Source organism: Bradyrhizobium sp. NP1, assembly GCF_030378205.1.
In the GTDB taxonomy this organism is placed as follows: domain Bacteria; phylum Pseudomonadota; class Alphaproteobacteria; order Rhizobiales; family Xanthobacteraceae; genus Bradyrhizobium.
In genome coordinates this window covers 4,027,229-4,044,780 of record NZ_CP127385.1, presented here as the reverse complement: position 1 = coordinate 4,044,780, position 17,552 = coordinate 4,027,229, and the positions used below count along the sequence as shown (strand labels likewise).

15 protein-coding genes and 1 tRNA gene are annotated in these 17,552 nt (G+C 63.2%); 14 read left to right on the top strand and 2 right to left on the bottom strand.

Annotated elements, in window-relative coordinates; all coding sequences use genetic code 11:
* Nucleotides 1–149: 149 nt before the first annotated feature.
* The 8 genes from QOU61_RS19465 to QOU61_RS19430 all read left to right on the top strand — a co-directional run bounded on the left by QOU61_RS19465 (nucleotide 150) and on the right by QOU61_RS19430 (nucleotide 10,130).
* Nucleotides 150–2,030, top strand: coding sequence for an acyltransferase family protein (locus QOU61_RS19465; RefSeq protein WP_289652825.1), 1,881 nt, complete (start codon nucleotides 150–152; stop codon nucleotides 2,028–2,030).
* Between the two features lie 109 nt (nucleotides 2,031–2,139).
* Nucleotides 2,140–2,214, top strand: a tRNA-Asn gene (locus QOU61_RS19460).
* Between the two features lie 140 nt (nucleotides 2,215–2,354).
* Nucleotides 2,355–3,017 (top strand): protein-L-isoaspartate O-methyltransferase family protein, encoded by a 663-nt coding sequence (locus tag QOU61_RS19455; protein ID WP_289652824.1) that lies wholly within the window; start codon nucleotides 2,355–2,357, stop codon nucleotides 3,015–3,017.
* Nucleotides 3,018–3,232: 215 nt separating this feature from the next.
* Nucleotides 3,233–4,639: a TolC family outer membrane protein gene (locus QOU61_RS19450; protein ID WP_289652823.1), complete on the top strand. Its 1,407-nt coding sequence runs from the start codon at nucleotides 3,233–3,235 to the stop codon at nucleotides 4,637–4,639.
* A 297-nt stretch (nucleotides 4,640–4,936) separates the two neighbouring features.
* Nucleotides 4,937–5,731, top strand: a complete 795-nt coding sequence (locus QOU61_RS19445; protein WP_289652822.1) for a PopZ family protein — start codon at nucleotides 4,937–4,939, stop codon at nucleotides 5,729–5,731.
* 299 nt (nucleotides 5,732–6,030) lie between these two features.
* Entirely contained in the window at nucleotides 6,031–8,898 is a 2,868-nt protein-coding gene (locus QOU61_RS19440) for a valine--tRNA ligase (RefSeq protein ID WP_289652821.1), read from the top strand.
* A gap of 3 nt (nucleotides 8,899–8,901) precedes the next feature.
* On the top strand, nucleotides 8,902–9,288 hold the full coding sequence (locus QOU61_RS19435; protein ID WP_289652820.1) for a VOC family protein: 387 nt from the start codon (nucleotides 8,902–8,904) through the stop codon (nucleotides 9,286–9,288).
* 8 nt (nucleotides 9,289–9,296) lie between these two features.
* Nucleotides 9,297–10,130, top strand: a complete 834-nt coding sequence (locus QOU61_RS19430) for a class I SAM-dependent methyltransferase (protein ID WP_289652819.1) — start codon at nucleotides 9,297–9,299, stop codon at nucleotides 10,128–10,130.
* 36 nt (nucleotides 10,131–10,166) lie between these two features.
* On the opposite strand, the gene QOU61_RS19425 is transcribed toward QOU61_RS19430, so the two are convergent.
* Both QOU61_RS19425 and QOU61_RS19420 read right to left on the bottom strand, forming a co-directional pair.
* Nucleotides 10,167–10,496 carry a RidA family protein gene (locus QOU61_RS19425; protein WP_289652818.1) on the bottom strand — a complete coding sequence of 110 codons (330 nt, stop codon included), beginning with the start codon at nucleotides 10,494–10,496 and terminating at the stop codon, nucleotides 10,167–10,169.
* Nucleotides 10,497–10,639: 143 nt separating this feature from the next.
* Nucleotides 10,640–11,554, bottom strand: a complete 915-nt coding sequence (locus QOU61_RS19420; RefSeq protein ID WP_289652817.1) for a LysR family transcriptional regulator — start codon at nucleotides 11,552–11,554, stop codon at nucleotides 10,640–10,642.
* A 114-nt stretch (nucleotides 11,555–11,668) separates the two neighbouring features.
* Here QOU61_RS19420 and speB point away from each other — a divergent pair, with 114 nt between their 5' ends.
* From speB to QOU61_RS19390, 6 genes are all read left to right on the top strand, one after another.
* Nucleotides 11,669–12,646, top strand: a complete 978-nt coding sequence (gene speB / locus QOU61_RS19415; protein ID WP_289652816.1) for an agmatinase — start codon at nucleotides 11,669–11,671, stop codon at nucleotides 12,644–12,646.
* On the top strand, nucleotides 12,647–13,678 hold the full coding sequence (locus QOU61_RS19410) for a D-2-hydroxyacid dehydrogenase (protein WP_289652815.1): 1,032 nt from the start codon (nucleotides 12,647–12,649) through the stop codon (nucleotides 13,676–13,678).
* Nucleotides 13,679–13,790: 112 nt separating this feature from the next.
* Nucleotides 13,791–14,756 carry an ABC transporter substrate-binding protein gene (locus QOU61_RS19405; RefSeq protein WP_289661611.1) on the top strand — a complete coding sequence of 322 codons (966 nt, stop codon included), beginning with the start codon at nucleotides 13,791–13,793 and terminating at the stop codon, nucleotides 14,754–14,756.
* A 55-nt stretch (nucleotides 14,757–14,811) separates the two neighbouring features.
* Nucleotides 14,812–15,660, top strand: coding sequence for an ABC transporter permease (locus QOU61_RS19400; protein ID WP_289652814.1), 849 nt, complete (start codon nucleotides 14,812–14,814; stop codon nucleotides 15,658–15,660).
* Nucleotides 15,657–16,439 carry an ABC transporter permease gene (locus tag QOU61_RS19395; RefSeq protein WP_289652813.1) on the top strand — a complete coding sequence of 261 codons (783 nt, stop codon included), beginning with the start codon at nucleotides 15,657–15,659 and terminating at the stop codon, nucleotides 16,437–16,439. The genes QOU61_RS19400 and QOU61_RS19395 overlap by 4 nt, the downstream gene beginning before the upstream one ends.
* Nucleotides 16,349–17,548, top strand: a complete 1,200-nt coding sequence (locus tag QOU61_RS19390; protein ID WP_289652812.1) for an ABC transporter ATP-binding protein — start codon at nucleotides 16,349–16,351, stop codon at nucleotides 17,546–17,548. The genes QOU61_RS19395 and QOU61_RS19390 overlap by 91 nt, the downstream gene beginning before the upstream one ends.
* The last annotated feature ends 4 nt before the right edge of the window (nucleotides 17,549–17,552 follow it).

Here is a 17,552-nt window from a genome sequence, read left to right as displayed (position 1 = left end):
GATTTGTGCGCAGCAAGCGCCCGCGCGTCATTGCAAAATCAGGATGCCGCGCGTGTGGGAACATTGCGGATAACCTGTTGAGGTTCCGCACCTCGCGCGGTTGCCGGACACTGGGAATACGGCCGTGCCTCGTGTAATCATCACTCATCATGTCTGCCCCAGAAATGCGCTATCGGTCCGATATCGACGGGTTGCGAGCGCTCTCGATCCTGCTCGTGGTGGCCTACCACGCACAGCCCGGCCTGGCGCCGGGCGGGTTCGTCGGCGTCGACGTCTTCTTCGTCATTTCCGGATTCCTGATCACGCGGATCATTTCCGCCGAGATGGCCGACGGGAGCTTTTCGCTGGCCGCCTTCTATGCGCGCCGCGTTCGCCGACTTTTTCCGGCGTTGCTGGTCGTGCTGGCCGCGACCTACATCATTGGCTGGTTCGTGCTGTTTCCAGACCAGTTCGAACTGCTCGCCAAGAACATCGTCGCGGGCGTTGCTTTCGCCGCCAATCTTTTTCAGATCGGTCAGGCGAGCTATTTCGAGCCGCATGCGGCGGAGAACCCGCTGCTCCATCTGTGGTCACTAGGCATCGAGGAGCAGTTCTATATCTTCTGGCCACCGGTGCTGTGGATGATCTCCCGGTCGGCACGGCGGCGAAGCTGGATTTTGTTTCTTGCCTTGCTCTCGTTTTGCGCCGGACTGGTCGTCTTCGCCGTCGACAAGGATTGGTCGTTCTACTCTCCGCTCACGCGGGCATGGGAACTCCTGGCCGGCTGTCTTCTCGCTGGTCGGGACCTGTCGCCACGTCCCGGCCGCCTTCCTGAAAACCTGCTGAGCGGCGCGGGCCTGGCTGCCATCCTCGCGTCCGCGTTTTTTCTGCTCGACAACAACAGCTCGTTTCCCGGCTTCTACGGCCTCCTGCCGGTGGTCGGAGCAGGCCTGATCCTGGCGTCGCCGAACGCGATCTTGAACAGGGGCATGTTGTCGAGCCGGCCGATGGTGTGGCTCGGGTTGATCAGCTATCCGCTTTATCTCTGGCACTGGCCGCTACTGTCGTATCTCTCGATCATGCGAAACGGCGTCCCCAACGTCCTCGACGCCTGGGCGGGGGTGGCCGTTGCGGTGATCCTGTCGGCGCTGACGTTCTATTGGATCGAGAGGCCGCTCCGCCGGGCCAAGCATATCGTCCCCAGGCTCGTCATGGGGCAGGCGATACTGGGCGCGGTCGGCGTCGTCTCGGTGCTGGGTGCGGGATTCGCTTTTCGGTTCCCGGCGGAAGTGCAGGAGATCGCGCGCGTCCGTCCGCGCGACAATCCGGGATTTGCCGACCATTGCTTCCTGGAGGATCCGGGCAGCGGATTCGATGCAAGCTGCATCGAAGAGGGGACCAAGCCGCTCCTGTTCCTGTGGGGCGATTCGACCGCTGCAGCGATCTATCCGCCGCTTAAGGAGATCGAAAGCAGCGCGGGCGCGTTTCGCCTGGCACGATTTACGTCGCCGGGCTGTGCGCCGATCATGGCTTCACCGCGGCCGGCGTGCAGCCAGGCCAATGACACCGCGCTCGGCTTCGTGGCGGCCTCGCACCCGGACGTCGTCCTGCTTCATGCTATGTGGGACAAGAACGTGGACCTGGAAAAGCTGCGACAGACGATCGCGGCGATCCGGGCCAATCGGGTTTCGCGCATCGTGCTGCTTGGACCGGTGCCGGTCTGGAAGCGAACCTTGCCGCATGAGTTGATCAACCACTACCGCTTTTTCCACCTGCTGCCCGATCGCCTCGCGACCGGTTTTTCAGGCGCCGAGGCCGATGCCATGATGCGATCCTTCGCCAGCACCGAGGGGATTGAGTACATCTCCGCGAGACAGGCCTTGTGCGACGAGCGCGGCTGCCTCACCCGGTCCGGGCCGGCGGCCTCCGACCTCGTTACCACCGACATCGTCCACCTCTCGCGCAGTGGCGCCACGTTCCTCGTCAATGCGATTCGCGATCAGCTGCTCCCGGCCGGCACGGCGCCGGGTCATGTTCCGCCCATGCGCTGACCGGGCATTTTTGTCGCCGTTTTCGGATGCCGGCACCGCGATTTGGTCCTTTGCAAGCTGAAAAGGCTTTGTTATACGCTGCCCGCTCGCGAACACTTGTTTCGCCTGTTCCTCGGTAGCTCAGCGGTAGAGCATTCGACTGTTAATCGAATGGTCGCTGGTTCGAATCCAGCCCGGGGAGCCAAATTTCGCCTTGCGATCCAGACATTTCCGGAAGGGGCGTCGCGACCGCGCAAGCACCATGTTGCGTTTTGGCGGGCCTTGTTCCAAAGATGGCGCCGCTTCGTTCCGCGGGCCACGTCCGCTTCGTTCCAGGATTCGCCAATGACCGGCTTTTCCACCGCGCGCCAGAAGATGGTCGACGGACAGGTGCGCACCAGCGACGTCACCGATGCAGGGATCATCGAGGCCATGCTCGAGGTCCCGCGCGAGGCGTTTGTCCCGGCGGACCGGCAGGCCCTGGCCTATCTGGACCTCGATCTCGACGTCAGTGAAGGCGGCACCAAGCGGTTTCTGATCAAGCCAGCCGTCACCGCCAAGATGCTGCAGGCTGCGGAGATCGCCGAGACCGACAATGTGCTCGTCGTCGGCTGCGCCACGGGCTACACGGCCGCGCTTGCCGCCCGCCTGGCGGCGCGCGTGACCGCCACCGAGGGCGATTCGGCGCTGGTTGCGCGGGGCAGGGAGGCCGTGGCGCGGCTCGGGATCGGCCACATTACCTTCAAGGTGGCGCCTGCGCCGGCCGGAGACCCCGCCGATGCGCCCTATGACGTTATCGTGCTCAACGGCGCCACCGAGGTGGTTCCCCACGCGCTTTTCCAGCAGCTCAAGGAGGGCGGACGGCTGGTCGGGGTATTTGCCGAGCAGCGTCCCCCACGGGCTATGCTAGTCACCCGCTCGCATGACGAGTTCGGGGACCGGACGCTTTTTGATGCCGCCGCCCCCATTTTGCCGGGGCTTGAACGGCTTCCCGCCTTCGTCTTTTAACCCTTCGTTCCGGGAAGGCTGTTAAAATCCCGTTCTGAATCAGAAGTGTGGCCCGGAAGCTGCACTGCGGAGAGTTTCCACTCACCAACCCCACAGGGTAGTTCCGTTGCCCTTGCGCGCGTCCTATGTTGGCCCGGGGTACTGACTCAGGCCGAAACGGTGACCCGGTTCAGGCGCTCGGGCCGGTAAGCGCGAAAGAACGGATGATACTTGGGATGCATGGGGTGAAGTTCTTCACCGGGGCTGCGGCTACGGTCCTTTTGATGGCGGCTATGGGCCCGTTACCTGCCCTGGCGGAGACCATCGAGGGCGCGCTGGTAAAGGCCTATCAAAACAATCCGCAGCTCAATGCGCAGCGCGCATCGGTGCGCGCGATTGACGAAAACGTGCCGCAGGCGCTCTCCGGCTATCGTCCGAAGGTCTCGGTCACTGCGTCGGGCGGCTACCAGTACACCGACGTCAACACCACGTCGGGCGGCTCGCCGACCGCGATCGTGCGCACGGAAATCCACGGCGCGAATGCGCCGCGCAGCGCGGGGCTCACGATTTCGCAAACGCTGTACAACGGCAATCAGAACGCCAACAAGACGCGCGCGGCGGAGAGCCAGGTTTCGGGCGCACGCGAAGGCTTGCGCGTGCTCGACCAGTCGGTGCTGTTGTCGGCCGCGACGATCTACATGGACTATTTGCGCGACGCCGCCATCGTCGAGGTCCAGAAGAGCAACACCCGCGTGCTTGAGCAGACGCTGAAACAGACGCGCGACCGCTTCAACGTGGGCGAGGTGACGCGCACCGACGTGGCGCAGTCCGAAGCTCAGCTCGCCGCCGGCAAGACGCAGGAGCTTCAGGCGGAGTCCAATCTGACGACGACGCGGGCGAACTATCGCCGCATCATCGGCGACGAGCCGGTAAGCCTCGCGCCGGGCTCGCCGGTCGACCGCTATCTGCCGCCCTCGCTTGCAGGCTCGGTCGAGCTCAGCCTTATCGAGAATCCGAACGTCACGGCGGCGATGTATGGCATCGACGTCAATTTCCTGCAGGTCAAGATCAACGAAGGCGCGTTGCTGCCGACGGTGACGCTGCAGGCCTCGGTGCAGCAATCCTACGAGCAGACGATGACCATCTTCCGCTCGTTCGGCGCTTCCGCGGTCGCGCAGATCACCGCGCCGATCTATCAGGGCGGCGCGGAATATTCGCTGATCCGCCAGTCCAAGGAAACGCTGGCGCAGCAGCGCTTGAATCTCGAACAGGTCCGCGATCAGACCCGTGCCAACGTCGTGCAGGCATGGGGCCAGCTCGTCGCGGGCAAGGCGCAGGTGCAGTCGGCGCAGTCGCAAGTCACGGCATCCGAGATCGCGCTCAACGGCGTGCGCGAGGAAGCGAAGGCCGGTCAGCGCACCACGCTCGACGTGCTCAACGCGCAGCAGGCACTGGTCAACGCGCGCGTCGCCCTCGTGACCGCGCAGCACGATCGCGTCGTTGCGTCCTACTCGGTGCTGAACTCGATCGGCCGGTTGTCGGCGCAGGTCTTGAAGCTGCGGACCCAGACTTACGATCCGAGCGTGCATTATCATCAAGTGCGCGACAGCTGGGCTGGCGTGCGTACGCCGGACGGACGCTGATCGCCGCGTCGATTGCGGGCTCGCGGTCAAACGCCGCAAGCCCGCATACCTTGCAATCATTTGCTGGCATGACGTAGCCTTTTGCGGGGCATTGAAGCGATTCGCGCTGCGTTGGGCGTCATTTGGCTGCGCGCTTGGCGGCCCCACGGCGGGGGGAAGGCGGGGCGATGAGTCGCTCGGCGCTTGATCTGGGGACAAGTCGGGCTTGCGCGATGAAAGCGCCGACCTGCGCATCCGGAACCGGCCAATCCCGTCGTGCTTGGTGTAAATTGGCGCGTTGATGATGTGGAGTCGGCGATGACGCAGCCTGCAAAGGTCCAGGAACCCTCGATGGAGGAGATTCTGGCGTCGATCCGGCGCATCATCGCCGACGACGAAGCCAAGCCGGCTGCATCCGACAAGGCACCGAGCGCGGCGCCGGCAGCGCCTGCCAAGGCGGAGAAGCCCGCGCCGCCAAGACCATCGGTGATGGCCGACATTCCACCCGCGCCGATGCCGCCGGCCGCTGCTGCGCCGAAACCTGCGGCCACGCCGGCACCGACGCCGACACCTCCGGCGCCAGCTCCGCCGGCGGCGCCTTCTGCCAGCAACCAGGCCAACAGCCAGGACGATATCGACGCCCTGTTGTCGGGGCTCGATGAGGCGACGTCAGCGGACGAGGTTCGGCCGCCGCAGGCAGATGGCGAGGTTTTCGAGCTGACCGACGAGATGGCGATGCCGGCGCCGCCGCCACCACCGCGCCAGTCGCCGCCGCAGCAGCCCTCTTTCCAACGGGTGGAACCGCAGGACGATCTCGAATTTGCCGAATCGGCGGCCGCGCGAAGCATCAGTCGCCAGCCGGTGTTCGAGCCGCCGCCCGCGGCGGCGCCACCGCCGTCCCAGGCGATTCTCTCGCAATCGACGGTGTCAGCCGTCGAATCGGCCTTCAATACGCTGGCGCACACCGTTCTGAGCAACAACGCGCGGACGCTCGAGGATCTCGTCAAGGAGATGCTGCGGCCGATGCTCAAGGCCTGGCTCGATGACAACCTGCCCGGACTCGTCGAGCGGATCGTGAAGGCCGAAATCGAGCGGGTATCGCGCGGCCGCTAGTGGAGTGGGATGTGACATTCGCTCCCCTCCAGCCGCGAGTTCGTGAAGCGAATGTCAAATCCAGAACTCCACTAGAATCTCAGATTCGCTAGTGGTCCTTGATTCTAACATTCGCAAAAGTGCCTCCCAGAATGGGTAGCGAATGTTGGAATCGGACCACTCGATGTGAAAAGCCGGCCTTTCTGGCCCTGATTCAGCCACCCCGACAGGTTTTATTGTGCCTTTGGCCTGACTTCCCGTGTTGACTTGGCGGGCTTGGGCGGCTTTCTACCCCTCTTTCTGCCCCCGATTGCGACGCCATGATCGAGAAAAACTACCAGCCTGCGGATATCGAAGGCCGCATGTCCCGCCTCTGGGAGGAGGCCGGCGCGTTCAAGGCCGGCCGCCCCGAACGGCGCGACGCCCCGACCTTCACCATCGTGATCCCGCCACCGAACGTGACGGGCTCGCTGCACATGGGCCACGCGCTCAACAACACGCTGCAGGACATCCTCTGCCGGTTCGAGCGGATGCGGGGCCGCGACGTGCTGTGGCAGCCCGGCACCGACCACGCCGGCATCGCCACCCAGATGGTGGTCGAGCGCCAGCTCATGGAGCGGCAGGAGCCCGGCCGGCGCGACATGGGACGCGCCAAGTTTCTCGAACGGGTCTGGCAGTGGAAGGCCGAGAGCGGCGGCACCATCGTCAAGCAGCTCAAGCGGCTCGGCGCTTCGTGCGACTGGTCGCGCGAGCGCTTCACCATGGACGAGGGCCTGTCGCGCGCGGTGATCAAGGTGTTCGTGGAGCTGCACCGCGAGGGCCTCATCTATAAAGACAAGCGGCTGGTGAACTGGGACCCGAAGCTGCTCACCGCGATCTCCGACCTCGAGGTGCAGCAGGTCGAGGTCAAGGGCAGCCTCTGGTATCTGCGCTACCCCATCGCCGGCAGGAATTTCTCACCCGATGATCCCTCGACCTTCATCGTCGTCGCCACCACGCGGCCCGAGACGATGCTGGGCGACACTGGCGTCGCCGTCCATCCCGACGATCCGCGCTATGCCGATGTGATCGGGAAGGATGTGATCCTGCCCCTGGTCGGGCGCAAGATTCCGATCGTCGCCGACACCTATTCCGATCCGGAGAAAGGCTCGGGCGCGGTGAAGGTGACGCCGGCGCACGACTTCAACGACTTCGAGATCGGCAAGCGACACGGCCTGCCGCAGATCAACGTGCTCGACCAGGAGGGGTGTCTGTTCCTGCTCGGCAACGAGGACTATCTGCGCGGCCTGCCCGAGGGGGCGCAGCAGTTCGCCGAAGAATTCGACAAGGTCGAACGCTTCGCCGCGCGCAAGAAGATCGTGGCACGGCTGCAGGATTTCGGCTTTCTCGAGAAGATCGAGCCGAACACGCATATGGTGCCGCATGGCGACCGCTCCGGCGTCGTCATCGAGCCGTATCTGACCGACCAGTGGTATGTCGACGCCAAGACGCTGGCGCGGCCGGCGATCGCGGCGGTGCGCTCTGGCAATACCGCCTTCGTGCCGAAGAACTGGGAAAGGACCTATTTCGAGTGGATGGAGAACATCCAGCCCTGGTGCATCTCGCGCCAGCTCTGGTGGGGGCACCAGATTCCGGCCTGGTACGGGCCTGACGGCAAGGTGTTCGTCGCCGAGAGCGAGGAAGAAGCCGTGAGCAACGCGCTCGGCTACTACGTCGAGCAGGAGGTCATCACGCCGGAGCAGGGGCACGACATGGCGCTCGACCCGGCGAAGCGCGAAGGCTTCATCACGCGCGACGAGGACGTGCTCGACACCTGGTTCTCCTCTGCGCTGTGGCCGTTCTCGACGCTCGGCTGGCCCGACGACACGCCGGAAGTGAAGCGCTACTACCCGACCAATGTGCTGGTGACCGGCTTCGACATCATCTTCTTCTGGGTCGCCCGGATGATGATGATGGGCCTTCATTTCATGAAGGAGGCGCCGTTCTCGACCGTCTACATCCACCGCCTCGTCCGCGACGAGAAGGGCGCGAAGATGTCGAAGTCGAAAGGCAACGTCATCGATCCCCTCGGCGTGATCGACGAATATGGCGCCGACGCGCTGCGCTTCGCGTTGACCCGCGAGGCGGCGCAGGGGCACGACATCCGCCTGTCGCCGCATCTGGTCGAGACCAACCGCAACTTCGCGACCAAGCTGTGGAACGCCTGCCGCTTCGCCGAGATGAATGCCTGCGCGCTGCCTGCGGACTTCGATCCGAAGCAGGCGAAGGACACGCTGAACCGCTGGATCGCGCACGAGACCTCGCGGGCCACGCGCGAGGTGACGGAAGCAATCGAGGCGTTCCGCTTCAACGATGCGGCCGGCGCGATCTATCGCTTTGTCTGGAACGTCTATTGCGACTGGTATCTGGAACTCGCCAAGCCCGTTTTGCTCGGCGACGACGGCCCGGCCAAGGCCGAGACCCGTGCGATGGTGGCCTGGGCGCGCGACGAGATCCTGAAGCTGCTGCACCCCTTCATGCCCTTCATCACCGAGGAGCTCTGGGCGGTGACGGCAAGCCGCGACGGCCTGCTGGCGCTCACCCCCTGGCCGCGCAAGGCCGGCGCCCTGACGCCGGACCAGGTCGCGGCGCTCGCCGCGACGAGCCCGAACGACATGGCGATCCCGCCGGTGATCCTCGCGCTCGACGACGACGATTTCGTCCACCCCGAGGCGGAGGCCGAGATCGGCTGGGTGGTCGACCTCGTCACCGCAATCCGCTCGGTGCGCGCGGAAATGAACATTCCGCCGGCGACGTTGACGGCGCTGGTTTTGGTCGGCGCTTCCGGCCAGACCAAAGCGCGCGCGCCGCGCTGGATCGATGTCATCAAGCGGCTCGCGCGGCTGTCGGACATATCCTTTGCTGAGCAGGCGCCTGACGGTTCGGTGCAGCTCCTGGTGCGCGGCGAAGTCGCAAGCCTGCCGCTCAAGGGCGTGATCGACCTTGCGGCCGAACGCGCGCGGCTCGACAAGGAGATTGCGAAAGCCGACGCCGACATCAAGCGCGTCGACGCCAAGCTGTCGAACGAAAAATTCGTGGCCAACGCGCCCGAGGAGATCGTCGAGGAGGAGAAGGAGAAGCGCGAGGCAGCCGTTGCGCGCAAGGCCAGGATTCTCGAAGCCCTGGAGCGGCTGAAGAAGGCCGGCTGAGCCATGCTCGACCACGTTTCCATCGCGGTTTCCGACATCCCCGCGGCCGAGCGCTTCTATGATGCGATCATGAAGGCGCTCGAAATCGTCAAGGTCGGCCGCCGCGAGGACTGGCTCGGCTATGGCGAGCGGGCGCGGGCGGCGCATCCCGACCGCATCTATCTCACCATTCGCAAGGGCGCGAAGCCGGAGGAGGCGTTCGGCCGCCATTGGTGCTTCAAGGCGAAATCGCGCGCGCAGGTCGATGCGTTCTGGCATCTCGGCGTCGCGGCGGGCGGCAAGGACGAGGGCAGGCCGGGCCTGCGGGACTACCACGCTTCCTACTATGCGGCTTTCCTGAGCGACCCTGACGGCAACCGGCTCGAAGCCGTCTGCCATCTGGCACCGTAGCGGGCGCGATGCGCGCCGGGCAACCCAGCCAGACGGCGCGCGGCGCGGCCGCCTATCGGGCCGTGCATCAGACCCTCGATCGTGCGGCGATCTTCCGCGACCCCTTTGCGCTGGCGATCCTCGACGAAGAGACGCGGGCGGGCCTGGATGCCGTGGCCGCCGATCCGGCGCTGCGGCCGATGCGGCTTTTCGTCTCCGCGCGCAGCCGTTTCTCGGAAGACTGCCTTTTGGCAAGCGTGGCGCGCGGTGTGCGGCAGGCGGTCGTGCTGGGCGCTGGCCTCGATACTTTCGCCCTGCGCAACCCGCATGCCAGTGTCCATGTCTTCGAAGTGGATTTTCCGGCGACGCAAGCCTGGAAGCGCGAGCGGCTGCGTGAGGCCGCGATTGCCGTGCCGGCATCGCTGATTTTTGCGCCGGTCGATTTCGAGCACGAGCGCCTTGCAGAAGGATTGGCGAAAGCAGGCTTTCGCACCGACGAGCCCGCCTTCTTCCAGTGGCTCGGCGTCGTGCCTTACCTGTCGCGGGAGGCGATTGCCGAGACGCTCGGCTTCATCGCGACCGTTCCGGCTGCCGAAGTTGTGTTCGACTATGCGGAGCCGTTCGAGAATTATCCGGCCGAGCGCCGCGCGCAGATCATGGGCGTGGCCGAACGGGCGGCGGCGCGTGGAGAGCCGTGGCTCAGCCTGTTCGATCCCTCGGCAATCTCCGTTCTGCTTCGCGAAACCGGATTCGCCGCTGTCGAAGACCTGGGCCTAGCGGCGCTCAGTGATCGCTACTACGGCACGCTGCGCGAAGGCATCCCGATCGGGCCCGGCGCGCACGTCGTTCGGGCGCTACGCTAGAACGGCGTGAACCGTGGCAGGTCTCTTCGCATTCCGTCACGGAGCGGAATTGAGGACGGCCCAGGCGTCGACCTCGATCAGCAGTTCGGGCGCGGTGAAGACAACGCCGCCCAGAACAACGCAGGGCGGAAAATCACCGACGAAGAACTCGCGGCGCGCCGAGACGAAGCCGTCACGATGACGGATGTCCGTCAGATAGCAATTGAGCTTGATGATGTCGCCCATCGTGCCGCCGGCCGCGCGCATCAATGCCTTCATCCGCTCCAACACGATGACCGCTTGCTGGCGGGCATCCCCCAAAGCTGCCGGTTGTCCGTCATCTGTCCGCGCTGTCAACCCGGTGATGATGACGAGATCGCCGACCACGAAGCAATTTGACGACAATCCGCTGCCCGGTTCATTGACGCCCGGCACGATCACCCGCCGTCTTTTCGCTTTCGTTTCACCCATCGCTTCTCTCCGCAGATTTTTGCAGTGTCCAGACTAGCTCTTGTGGTCAGCGTCAGGCATCAACTCGGCGGCGGATGCCGCTGGACGCTGCGGAAATCCCCCAGAAAGCGCCGCAACGCGCTGCTGGCCGGAGAGCGTCGCGTCGCCAGCAGAAACGGGGAATCGTAGGACAACAGTGCTGGCAGGATAGGCTTCAGTTCGCCGCGCTTCACCCAGAAGCTTGCATGATGGGTCGGCAGGTATCCGATATGCGTGCCGCTGAGAACGAGGCGCGTCGTTGCTTCCATGTGAAGGGTGGTCGCCGTCGCCCTGAATTCCACGCCGAGTGGCGCCTGCCAGCGCGTCAGATATCCGCGTCGGACAAATTCGATGTTGTTAAGTTCAGACGGCTCGATGCGGTCCGGCGCTCGCTCGAACAGGGGGTGGTTGCGCCCACAATACAGAGCCTGTTCTTCGACCAGTACCGGCGCGTAGACCAGTTCGGGGCGCCGACGCTGCAGCGGTCCGATCACCACATGCAACCTGTCCTCGACCAGCCCGAGTTCAAGTTCGAGCGCAGAAGCCACGTGCATATGGATGTGAACGTCCGGCGCCTTTCTTTTGAACCGTTCGATGGCCTGATCCAGTTTCAGGCCGGTATTGGTAATCGTTGCATCGGCGATGCCGATATGGAGATCGCCGACGATGCGACCGCGGACGGAGCCGATCTCCGCGCGAAATGTCTCGAGCGATTGAAACAGGTTGAGCGAAGCTTCGTAAACCCGTTGTCCCTCCGCCGTCAGCTTGAAGCCGCCGCGTCCACGCTCGCAAAGACGCATGCCAAGCCGAGCCTCGAGGTCGGATACCTTCATGCTGATCGTTGGCTGGCTGACGTTTAGTTCGGTTCGCGCCGCCGAGAAGCCTCCGCTGTGGACCACCGCAACGAACACGCGGAGCAGGCTGATGTCCGAATTTGTGAGCTTCGGCGGGATCACGGGTCGATCTCATAACATAGAAAAATACTGATATAAGGTTCATAACATCGATATTTACCGATGATATGGCCGCGGCCTAGGTTTGCCAAGCGGATGTTCGGGGGCCGCTTGGAGATGACGAACGAATCACATGGCTACGAGAGCGGGCGGCTCAATCTGCCCTTTGTGGGTCACGCCACCTTCGGGAAGCAGCCGGTCTGTCTCGATTGGAACGCGATCGACGCCGACGTTGCGATTCTCGGCATTCCCTTTGACATGGGCACCCAATACCGTGCCGGTGCGCGCTTCGGACCGCGGGCGATCCGCGAGGCCTCGACGCTGTTCTCTTTCGGGCATAGCGGTGGTTACGACCACGAGGACGACGTCGTCTACCTGCCGCGCGACAAGGTGAGGATCGTCGATATCGGTGACGCCGACATCGTGCACACCGATACGCTGAAAAGCCTCGCCAACGCCGAGACGGCGGTGCGCGCCATCCTGAAGGCCGGCGCGTTGCCGGTTTCGCTGGGAGGCGACCACGCCGTGCATGCCGCTTGCATCAAGGCGTTCGACGAACAGCCCCCTGTACATATCGTGCATTTCGACGCGCACCTCGATTTCGTCGACGAGCGGCATGGCGTCCGCTACGGCCACGGCAATCCGCTGCGGCGCGCATCCGAGATGAAGCACGTGCGCGGCATCACCCATCTCGGCATTCGAGGCGTGTCGTCCTCGAACAGGGGCGACTACGATGCGGCACGGGCGCTCGGCTCGAAAATCCTGTCCGTGCGGCAGATCCGACGGCTCGGCACCGAAGCGACGCTGAACGAGATCCCCAAGGCTCCGCGCTACTATGTGACGATCGATATTGACGGCTTTGATCCGTCGATTGCGCCCGGTACCGGAACGCCGAGCCATGGCGGTTTCCAGTACTACGAGGTGATCGACCTGCTGAAAGGTCTGGCAAGACTGGGTGACGTCGTAGGTGTCGACTTGGTCGAGGTTGCGCCCGACTATGACCATACGGGAACGACGGCTTTTCTTGCCGCGCGCGTTCTGATGGATTTTCTCGGCTATATTTTCCACGAGCGGATCAAGCGAGGTTCCGGCTAGATGGGCAGCTTCCCCGCAACGGACAGACCTTTATTCTCGAAAGAGAAGCCGTTTCGTATCCATATCGAGAACGAAACCAGGCTGATGCCGGTATTTACGGTTTATCCGAAGCAATACGAGGAGGCGTTGCAGCGGTTTCCCGATATTGCGAAGATTACCGAAACGAGCTGGGGCATCGACGGCGATGTTTTCGATCGGGCGATCGGGAATGCCGACGCCATGATCGGGTATCGGTTTCCTCGCGACCGCCTTGCCGAGAAGGCGCCACGACTGAAGCTCGTGCAGGTGCTCGGTGCGGGCGTGGACTACATGCTGCCGTTCGATTGGGTGCCAAAGGGGCTTACACTCACCACGAACTGCGGGGCGCATGTTCCGAAGGCTTCCCAGTCCGCGCTGATGGCCATATTGATGGCCAACGCACAGATACCCAAGCTGATAACCGCCCAGCGCCGCAAGGAGTGGAATCGCATCTTTACGCCCACGGTGGAGGGCAAGACGCTCCTGATCGTTGGCGTCGGCCACATCGGCGGAGGAGCGGCCGAGCAGGCCAAGAAGCTCGGCATGCGCGTTATCGGTATCAGGAGAAGCAAGGAACCGCATCCGGCGGTGAGCGAGATGCACGGGCCGGGCGCCCTGCACGAGCTCTTGCCGCGCGCAGACATCGTCCTGGTCAACATCTCGTTGACGTCCACGACTCGCTTCATCATGGCGCGCGAGGAATTCAGGCGCATGAAGCGCGGTGCCGCCTTCATCAACATGTCGCGGGGCGGGCTGGTCGATCCCAAGGCGCTCGAGGAGGCGCTGCGAACCGATCAGATCGGTTGCGCGATCATCGACGTCACCTATCCCGAGCCGTTGCCGGCCGATGCGAGCCTGTGGGATGCGCCGAACCTTCTGATAACGCCGCATGTGCTCTCGGACGACCTGGATCAATATGTCCCGCGGACGCTGGACATCTTCTTCAATAATGTTAGGCGACATCTGGCGGGGGAGCCGTTGACCAACGTGGTCGATGTCAGTCGCGAGTATTGAGGCGATGCGGATGACAGGGTGACTTGCGATCGGACCGATCGTAGCAACGAGGGGGGTGGTCACGATGAGGTGGATATTGAGATCCTGCTTTTGTGCAGTCGCATTGCAGGTCGTGCTCTTGTCGCCAGCGTTCGCTCAGAAAACCATCGTCATTCAGACGTGGGCCGGCGCGTTCATCGACGCGATGAACAGCGTCAAGCCCGACCTGGAAAAGGCGACCGGTACGAAGATCGAGTTCGTCACTCAGGCAAGCTCGGTGGCCGGCCTGCAGCGCCTTGAGGCGCAGAAGGCCAATCCGCAGGTCGACCTCTGGATGACGGCTGACGCGACCGCCGCAAAAGCGCTGGCGAGCGGCGTCATCCGGCCCGTTCCGGCCGATCTCGTTCCGAACTTGAAGGACATTCCCGAGCAGCTGATCTTTCCGAGCGGGCCGACCATGTGGTCATCGCCGCGCGGAATTTTCTATCGCGCCGACCGGACGCCTTTCGAGATCAAGACCTGGGAGGATCTTTGGGATCCTCGGTTGAAAGGGATGATAACGACATCGATCGATCAGGACAAAGGCATGTTCATCATGATCGCCGCGTTGCTCGCCGGCGGAAATGAAAAGAACATCGACCCTGGTTTTGAGAAACTGAAGGCGCTCAAAGCCAATCTCGGCGTCATCTACAAGGCGGATGCCGAGGCGCTCAAGCTCGTTCAGGCTGGCGAAGCCAATGTCGCGGGCTACGGCGTTCTCGGGGTGGTCTACAAGTTGCTGGGGCCCGGTTCAAACTACCGGTTTGTGATGCCGGCCAAGCCTCAATTTCTGTCGGTCAACGTTATCACGATGCTGAAGGGCCGGCCCAACGAGGCGGAGGCGGCGAAGGTGCTCAATGCGATCCTCGATCCGGGCATTCAGGAGCGCATCGTCGAGCAGCTTGGCTCGATCCCATCGAACAGGAATGCGAAGGCACCGTCCAGCATTCGGGATGTCATCCCGCCATTGGGCGATCTGTTTACGCCTGATTGGGACTATGTGAATGCCCACTATGGCGCTTGGGTGGAGCGCTGGAATCGCGAAATCCTGACCAGATAAGGGCAGGTGTGCGCGTTCCGCCTCTTGGTCTCCACGCGATAGGTGATGGTCGTCGATGCAACCGGATGCGACGCTGCGGAAGAATGGAGCGATCTTTGTCCTGCTCGCGCCCGGCGCGCTGCTGATCGGTATCTTTCTCGCTGCACTGGTCGTTGCGGGCCTCATAAGCCTGCACGACCCGGAGGGGAACGTCAGCCTCGCGCAATACAGACGTTTCCTCTCCGACCCGTTCTATCTCGGCTTCATGTGGCGGTCGTTCAGGGTCGCGGCGTACTGCACGCCGATTACGCTGTTGCTCGGCTATCCCTTCGCCTATGTGATGGCGCGGTCGGGGCAGGCTGTTCGGCTGACGCTGACGCTACTTCTCGTGGTGCAGTTCTTCACCAGCTACATCGTGCGCACCTACGCGCTGATCCTGGTGCTGGGCAACAATGGCATCATCAATCGCGCGCTGCTTCAGCTTGGGCTGATCGAGCGGCCGGTTTCACTGCTGTTCCACGAGGCGGGCGTCGCGATCGGTCTGATCCTGGTGCCGCTGCCGTTCATGATCTTTCCCATCTATAGCGTACTGAAAAACCTTGAGCGCAACCTGGAAGCTGCTGCCGCTTCGCTCGGGGCAAGCCGTCTGCGAACGTTTGTCCACGTGACGCTTCCGTTGAGCCTTCCAGGCGTCCTTGCCGGAATCGTGCTCGTTTTCCTGTTCGACCTGACCGCCTACATCATGCCGGGCATGATGGGCGGCGGCTATTTCAACATGATTGCGAATATCATTCAGGAGCAGGCGATGGCGGTGCTGGATACGCCGTTTGCCGCGGCGATGTCGGTCGTTCTGCTGGTGATCGCGCTGCTCACGCTGATCGTGATTCAGCGGCTGAGTTCCCAGCTCCGGGGGCTTAGGACATGAATCGGCCCGGATGGTTCGCGTGGTTTCTGACCGCCGTCGGCGTGATATGCATGGCAGTGCCGCTTGCCGTCGTGGTTGTCTCGTCTTTCAATGACGGCACGGAGATCGCAGTTCCCCCGCATGGGTTCTCGTTGCGGTGGTATGCGAATGCATTCCAGCGCGAACGTTTTCTCCACAGTCTCCAGTTCAGCCTCGTGCTTGCGGCGATTTCAACGGCATTGTCGCTGATCATCGGCTTGATGTGCTCGGTAGCGTTGATGCGGCATCGGTTTCCCGGAAGGGAACTGGTCGCTGCGCTGATTAACTCCCCGTTGATCGTGCCGCAGGTCGTCATGGGCATGGCGCTCCTGGTTCTGCTTGCAAATGCGGGGCTGGCGAGCTCCTTCCTGGGCCTCGGCATCCTGCATTTGATCCTGACGCTGCCCTACACGGTGAAGGTCCTGAGCGCGTCGCTCCTTCGATTTCCGCAATCGCTGGAGGATGCAGCCATCATTCACGGTGCGCATCCCGTTACCGCCTTCGTCCGCGTCACCATACCCTGCGTCAAGCCGGCGATGGTCGCGGCCGCGATCTTCGCTTTCGTGACGTCGTTCGACAACTTCACCGCGACGCAGTTTCTCGTATGGGACCGGACGACGCTGCCTGTCGAAATCTATTCCTACGCGATGCTTGAAACCGATCCGACTGTTTGCGCGATTTCGGCGATGCTCATTGCTCTGACGACAGTGGTGGTACTCGCGATCGAGCGGTGGGCCGGTCTGGAAATGGTCACGGGATGAGTATCTCGATGCTTCAATCGGAATCGGTTCGGCTCGACGACGTGAGCGTGCGATATCGCGATCTCGTCGCGGTCGATCGACTGAATCTGGATTTGCCGGCCGGGGAGATTCTCGCGCTGCTCGGGCCGTCGGGCTGCGGCAAGAGCACGCTTCTGCGCAGCGTGGCTGGCTTCGTATCACACTCGGGCGATATCCATATCGGTTCGCGGCGCATGACGGACGTACCGCCGCACCGCCGCAACATCGGTATGGTTTTTCAGGACTATGCGCTGTTTCCACATATGACGGTCGGAGAAAATGTCGGTTTCGGCCTCAAGATGCGGCATGTCGACCGCGCCGAGATCGAGCGGCGGGTATCGGAGGCCCTCGCGCTGGTCGACCTCGATGGGTTTAGCGGACGCATGGCCCGCCAGTTGTCTGGTGGCCAACAACAACGCGTTGCGCTCGCTCGATCGCTCGTGATCAAGCCGACGGTCCTGCTGCTCGACGAACCGCTCAGTGCACTCGATAAGAAGCTGCGTGAGGAAATGCGGATCGAGCTGAAACGGATTCAGCGGCTCACCGGCGTAACGACGATCTTCGTGACGCATGATCAGGACGAAGCACTCGGGCTCGCCGACCGCCTGGCGCTGATGTCGAAAGGCTCCCTGCTTCAGTTCGGCAAGCCCGAAGATATCTATCGACAGCCCGCCAGTCCATTCGTGGCAAAGTTCGTCGGCGTCACGAATTCGGTAACGGCGATTTGCCGGGAACGTGACGCCCAGACGCTGGTGCTGGAGATCCCGGCGGTCGGCCTCGTTCGATCTCGCGCGCCGGTGCAATCGATCGGCGTCGGCGAGCGCGTGACGATCTTCACGCGGCCGGAACGGGTCGCGTTGACGGCGGGAGGACAGGATGCAGGTCAATCGCTTGGCGCTACGGTGACCTCGAAGACCTATCTCGGCCGATATATCGAAGTCGGTCTTCGCCTGAACGACGGCACATCGTGGACCGCACATCTCGCCGACGAGCGCGAGTTCGCGCAGCTCGAAGTCGGCGGCGGGGTGTTCATCAATATCGAACCGCGCGACGTGCTCGCTTATGCCGATCAACCCGACGGGCAGCCCTGAACAT

Excerpts from the sequence above, each read along its gene's own strand:
- QOU61_RS19435 (WP_289652820.1), top strand. The coding sequence starts at position 8,902 with ATGCTCGACCACGTTTCCATCGCGGTTTCCGACATCCCCGCGGCCGAG.
- QOU61_RS19400 (WP_289652814.1), top strand. The coding sequence starts at position 14,812 with ATGCAACCGGATGCGACGCTGCGGAAGAATGGAGCGATCTTTGTCCTG.
- QOU61_RS19395 (WP_289652813.1), top strand. The coding sequence starts at position 15,657 with ATGAATCGGCCCGGATGGTTCGCGTGGTTTCTGACCGCCGTCGGCGTG.
- QOU61_RS19410 (WP_289652815.1), top strand. The coding sequence starts at position 12,647 with ATGGGCAGCTTCCCCGCAACGGACAGACCTTTATTCTCGAAAGAGAAG.
- QOU61_RS19430 (WP_289652819.1), top strand. The coding sequence starts at position 9,297 with ATGCGCGCCGGGCAACCCAGCCAGACGGCGCGCGGCGCGGCCGCCTAT.
- QOU61_RS19455 (WP_289652824.1), top strand. The coding sequence starts at position 2,355 with ATGACCGGCTTTTCCACCGCGCGCCAGAAGATGGTCGACGGACAGGTG.
- QOU61_RS19445 (WP_289652822.1), top strand. The coding sequence starts at position 4,937 with ATGACGCAGCCTGCAAAGGTCCAGGAACCCTCGATGGAGGAGATTCTG.
- speB (WP_289652816.1), top strand. The coding sequence starts at position 11,669 with ATGACGAACGAATCACATGGCTACGAGAGCGGGCGGCTCAATCTGCCC.
- QOU61_RS19465 (WP_289652825.1), top strand. The coding sequence starts at position 150 with ATGTCTGCCCCAGAAATGCGCTATCGGTCCGATATCGACGGGTTGCGA.
- QOU61_RS19440 (WP_289652821.1), top strand. The coding sequence starts at position 6,031 with ATGATCGAGAAAAACTACCAGCCTGCGGATATCGAAGGCCGCATGTCC.
- QOU61_RS19450 (WP_289652823.1), top strand. The coding sequence starts at position 3,233 with ATGCATGGGGTGAAGTTCTTCACCGGGGCTGCGGCTACGGTCCTTTTG.